A 5,392-nucleotide genomic window follows, 5' to 3' on the forward strand; every position below is an offset into this window, starting at 1 on the left:
ACCGTCCTGCTACAATTTCAAGTTGGGCATGCAGCCGTCCGGGATATGGAATTCAAAACGAATGCAAATGACAATCGCGACCAAAGCTTCAGCCCTCGCGGAACGCTCGAGTAAAGTAATCCGTCAGAGGTTTCGCAAGATAGTTGAGCGGCGAGCGTTCTGCTGTCTTGATGAACGCCTCCACCGGCATGCCGGGTAGCAGGGTCTGACCTCCCAGTTTTTGCATCTCGTCTGGCAAGGGGATCAACTCGACCTGATAGTAAGACAGTCCCGTCACCTGATCGGTGAACACATCAGCGGAAAGCTTGGTCACGCGGCCAAGCACCTCGGGCGTCATGCGCTGATCAAAGGCGGCAAAGCGCAGCGACGCCTCTTGTCCAACGTGGACCTGATCCACATGGATGGGATCGATCCGGGCGGAAACGATCATCGGTTGATCCTGCGGGATGATGTACATGATGGGCTCTGCCGGCGAAATGACGGCCTGCAGGGCAAAGACGCGAGAGTCGTAAACAACGCCACTCACGGGCGCGCGCAGCTCGGTGCGTGACAGGGTTTCAAGTGTGCTCAGGCGCCGCTGAACCAGTTCGACTTCCTGAAACTGCTGGTCGCGCAAGGTCGTGATCGCCTCCTCGCGCAATCGTGTCGTCAGTGCGATGCGTTCAATGTTCAGCGCTGCAATTTGTCCGCGCAGTTGTGCCACGTTGGCGGTTAGGCTTCCAATCTCACCCAGCAGGCGCGCTTGTTCGCGCTGCAATGCAGACACCCGAGAGGCAGGTGCCAGACCTTTGTCAAAAAGGCTTTTGGTGTCCGCCAGTTCCGTTTCAATGAGGTCTCTTTGCGTCTCAAGTGCCGCAAGCTGCGCGCCAGCCCCATCAATCTGGTTTTCCGCCTGCGCGATCTGCTCGGAAATCTGTTCCGCGCTCTGGCGCAGCGTGTCTGCGCGCGCCCCGAACAGTCGCTGCTGCCCGTCTATCAGGGCCTGCACATCAGGATCCGCCATCGCTTCGGCCAGTAGCGCATCCGGGGCGGGCAGCGCATCCAGACCGTCACGTTCGGCCTGCAGCCGAGCTTTGCGCGCCAGCAACTCAAAGAGTTGGCCCTCTATGATTGCCAGTTCCGATCGCAACAACTTGTCGTCGAAACGCAAAAGGACGTCACCCGAAGACACAATGTCCCCATCTTTGACAAGCAGTTCTCCGACCACGCCACCTTGGGGATGTTGCAGAACCTGTCGATTGGATTCGACCTGTATCATGCCCGACGCGATGACAGCACCAGCGATACGGGCATTCACACTCCAATAGCCGAGAACGCCTACGAGGACGACCAACGCGATTGCGCCGACTAAAAGCGGACCCGTGGCTTTCCATTTGCGGGTCTCATCCGTGCTCATGTCTGCGATACCTTTGAAAGCGTTTGTTGAATATCACGCACGTTGCTGACCATCGATTTCAACACCTCGTCGCGGGGGCCATCCGCCTTGATGCGCCCGCCTTCGATGACGATCAGACGGTCACATTCAGAGATCGCGGATGGGCGATGTGTCAGAATGACAACGGATCGGTTGGTCGCCTTGAATTCCCGCACCGCGGCGTTCAGTGCCATAGACCCGTCATGATCCAGCGCAGAGTTCGGTTCATCCAGAACCAGCAGAACGGGGTCGCCGTAGAACGCCCGCGCCAGCGCAATGCGCTGTTTTTGCCCACCGGACAACTGGCTGTCTTCGCTCAGGATAACCGTTTTGTACCCATCCGGCAGAGACAGGATCATCTCGTGGGCATTGGCCCGTTTCGCGGCCTCGACGACTTTGGCGTCATCCGGCATCGTCGCCATACGCGCGATGTTTTCGGCAATCGTGCCGTTAAACAACACGACGTTCTGTGGCAGATAACCAATATAAGCACCCAATGCGTCCGGCCCGTATTGGTCCAACGTGGCTCCGCCAAAGCGGACCTCACCTGCCGCCACACGGGTCAGGCCCAGAATGGACTTTGCGAGCGTGGATTTGCCCGAACCGCTTTTGCCGATGACGCCCAAGGTCTCCCCTTCGGAGAGGTAGAAACTGACGCCTGACAAGGTCGGAGCCTTGGCACCTTGAGACATCACCGAAACGCTGCTGAACATCACGTTGGGGGCGGGTGTCGGTAGCGCATGTGTTTCCACCTGAGGCGGTGTCGTTTGCAAAAGCTCCCCCAGTGCAGCCCATGCGGCACGGGCGCGCTGGACGGTCGCCCACTGGCCTATGGTTTGTTCGATAGGCGCCAGCGCGCGTCCCATCAGGATGGAGCCTGCAATCATCGCCCCCGCGGTCATTTCGCCTTGCAGCACCAGATAGGCGCCGACGCCCAGCATGGCCGATTGCAGGAACAGCCGGAATGTCTTGGTCATCGCCGTAAACAGACCCGTCCAATCACTTGCTCTCATCGTGTCGCTAAGCGATTTGTCACGCATCATATGCCAGCGGGCCGAAACAGCCGTCCCCATGCCCTGCGAGCGTACAACTTCGGCGGATCGGCGCACCTGTTCGGCAAAAGCATTGGCCTGCCCGGATGCCATCTGTGCCTCGAGTGTTTTGCCTCGTGTCAGCACGGCGTTCAGCAACGTGATAACGATCAGAAACGCCCCGCCAGCGACGGCCAGCCAGCCGAGGATAGGATGAAAAATGAAAATCGCAGCAATAAAGAGCGGAGTCCACGGCACGTCGAACAGCGCCAGCATGACAGGTGACGTGAATATGCCCTGGACCATTTCAAGATCCCGCAAGCCGCTCGCCGGAGCGCCGCGCTCTTTGGGCAGGAGTGCACGTTGAAGCACGGCGTCGAACACCCTGTCATCCAGTCTGGATTGGAACCGCGCCCCGAAGCGCGCCAGAACCCGCCCGCGGGCATAGTCAAGACAGCCCATCAGCCCATAAAGTGCCGCCACGAGAATGGCCAATGCGACCAGCGTTTCTTCAGACCTTGATCCCAAGACCCGGTCATAGACCTGCAACATGAACAAGGGCCCGGTCAGCATCAAAACGTTCACGAAAATGCTGAACAGGAACACGGACCACAAGAGCCGAGTGCCTTCGGCACGCGCAGCCCTTAATTCCGGCAAACCGATTGGGGGGGCAATAGCGATTTTAAAAACTACCTTGTAATATTTCCGGAAGACTCCAAGCCGATGAGGCCAGAGAACAGCTCTGTAACCGACATTCCCCAAGTGGCCTGCCATCTGACACGAAGATCGCCTGATCAGGCCTGTGGATCAAGTATCTTCTTCCTTTGAAGGTCTCCGGAGTTGCGGAAACGCCTGAAAGCGGGTGCCTTATGCTTCGAAGCGATGCTGTGATGGCCCGGAGGCGAGGATTTTCAGCGCGTTGGACAGAGATGTTCTGCCGCGTTCGTTGAGTTTGAGTTGGGAACGCTGTCACGCGCATCGTGGTGGCGCTCGCAGTCGGTGGATGGTGGCAAGGATGGCGCGCACCATTGGGCCTGTGACGGCTACCTCAGCCAGATGGAAGGTGATGGCGCGGGCGTGGCGCACCATGCGTGCCCCGATTTTGATCAGCTTGAGTTGCAGGCTGGTCAGCGACCAGTCGGCCATTTCCTCGGGTAGCTCGATGCAGCGCAGGAAGGTGGCTAGGTTGCAGGCCAGCGCGTGCAGTTGCAACCGCACCTCATTGTCGCGGAACCGCCTGCATGACAGGCGCGTCCAATGGAAGGCGTATTTTCCCTCCTTGATGTGCTGTTTGGCGGTGCCGCGTCGATTGTAGAAGCGGGTGACCTCATCCGGCTCCATGGGCAGGTTGGTGACGATGAAACCCATGCGGGGGAACAGCTCGCCCGGATGCCATTCGATCTTGGCGATCACACGGCGTTCCTTGTCCCATGATGCGGCCTGATACTGGAACTCCTCGTAGAACCGCTTCACCTTGGTTTTCGAGGGACGCCCCACAGGCCGTGTCAACCGGTGGGCGATGCAACCTTCCAGAACTGCGTTCTTCTTCATCCGGATGGCGTAGAAATAGCCCGCCTCTTCCAGGCGCTCATAGAGTGCCGGGATCGCGTAGGCGGCATCGGCGCGGAAGAAGCGGCCACCAACCTTGCGGTCAGCATAGCGTGCAATCACTGGGTCGAGGACGTCCCGCCAGCCGTCGGCGCTGTGGACGTTGCCGTCGCGCAGGGCGCAGCGTTCCAGCATGCCGAACTGGTTGAACAGGAAGTTCGGGTGATAGCAGGTGCAGTCGAAATGCCCGCTCCAGACTGCGCCTTCTTGGTCCCCATGTGTTGGGCTGACCGAGCTGTCCATGTCCAGCACGATGTATTTGAGCCCGTTGCGATCATGAAACTGGTCGATCCAATGGCCATTCAGATCGGCCAGCGCTTCCCGGTTCTCCGGCAAGGCCAGCGTCTCGGTCTCGAATCGCCCCATCTGCGAAGTCGAAGCCGCCTGCGCATCGACGGCACGGCCACCGACAACCTGGCCCATCACGGGATCGAGCGCGAGACGGTCAGCGTCATTGACGTCCTCGTATCCTGCCAACCGGCCGTAGACCGATTGCCGAAACAGTCCGTAGAGCCGGTGCATCGTGTTCTTGCCACGGCGATTGTCGCACAGGGCAGCAGACGCCAAATCGGACAGCCCGAGCGCGTCGTCAAGCTCGCGCATCACCAGAAGGCCGCCATCCGAACTGAGCTGAGCGCCCCGGAATTCCAGCCGCACCCGGCGGTCAAAATCCACACGATCTGCCCGCTGCAAGCCCGAACCCTCTGGGTGATCCATGAAACACATCCTCCGCAGCAACCAACGCCATAATATACATAGAAAATAGCTCGGTCAGGACAGCGAAATCAGAGATCTACTTGGGGAATGCGGGCTTCAGCAGGCTATTCACATCCATAGCTGACCTTCGTGCGTAATGCGGCGAAGGTCTCAAAAGAGCCCCAGAGTGACAGATGCTGCGTAGCCTACGAATGAACAGTCCAGCGCAAAATCGCTATTTATTTGGTTCCTCAATCTAATCGCATTCCACCTAGAGCGCATAAGAGAATTGCGCAGCGCTTCTGTTGCTTGAACTCAAAGACTGGCTTACCCAGAGATCTACAATTCTGACAAGATCCCATGCCAACACCCTGCCCCGCTCGAGCCGGTCTCCTATGAAAGGTGGCGCGCAGATCTGGCAGAAATGTAGTGAAAATGTTTAAAAATGATGATAGACGGGTAAAACTGGGGTGACGATTTGCTGGATTTCTAAGAGTATAGTTTATTTCTAGAACGAATTTCCGCGCATTCTGCGCTTTGAACTAAACGCTTAAAAATCAATGTAGAACGCCTTCGCCCGGGGGAAACCTAAGGCGGAGTTACGATGCCTGAAAGCAGTGACCTGTACCTCGCAATTTTGGCG

General features: G+C 58.0%; 3 protein-coding genes. All 3 read right to left on the reverse strand.

Translation table 11 applies throughout. The features are described from left to right. Window positions 1-88 precede the first annotated feature (88 nt). Complete coding sequence (locus O3306_RS13585) at window positions 89-1,396, reverse strand: HlyD family type I secretion periplasmic adaptor subunit (RefSeq protein WP_272008225.1); 1,308 nt, start codon at window positions 1,394-1,396, stop codon at window positions 89-91. Continuing rightward, window positions 1,393-3,120: a type I secretion system permease/ATPase gene (locus O3306_RS13590; protein ID WP_442970006.1), complete on the reverse strand. Its 1,728-nt coding sequence runs from the start codon at window positions 3,118-3,120 to the stop codon at window positions 1,393-1,395. Before O3306_RS13590 ends, O3306_RS13585 begins: the two co-directional genes overlap by 4 nt. Window positions 3,121-3,414: 294 nt before the next feature. Then, window positions 3,415-4,770 carry an IS1380 family transposase gene (locus O3306_RS13595; protein ID WP_272008227.1) on the reverse strand — a complete coding sequence of 452 codons (1,356 nt, stop codon included), beginning with the start codon at window positions 4,768-4,770 and terminating at the stop codon, window positions 3,415-3,417. Window positions 4,771-5,392: the final 622 nt, after the last annotated feature.

Source organism: Roseovarius sp. ZX-A-9 (genome assembly GCF_028369135.1).
Taxonomy (GTDB): Bacteria; Pseudomonadota; Alphaproteobacteria; order Rhodobacterales; family Rhodobacteraceae; genus Roseovarius.

Excerpts from the sequence above, each read along its gene's own strand:
- O3306_RS13585 (WP_272008225.1), bottom strand. The coding sequence starts at position 1,396 with ATGAGCACGGATGAGACCCGCAAATGGAAAGCCACGGGTCCGCTTTTA.
- O3306_RS13595 (WP_272008227.1), bottom strand. The coding sequence starts at position 4,770 with ATGGATCACCCAGAGGGTTCGGGCTTGCAGCGGGCAGATCGTGTGGAT.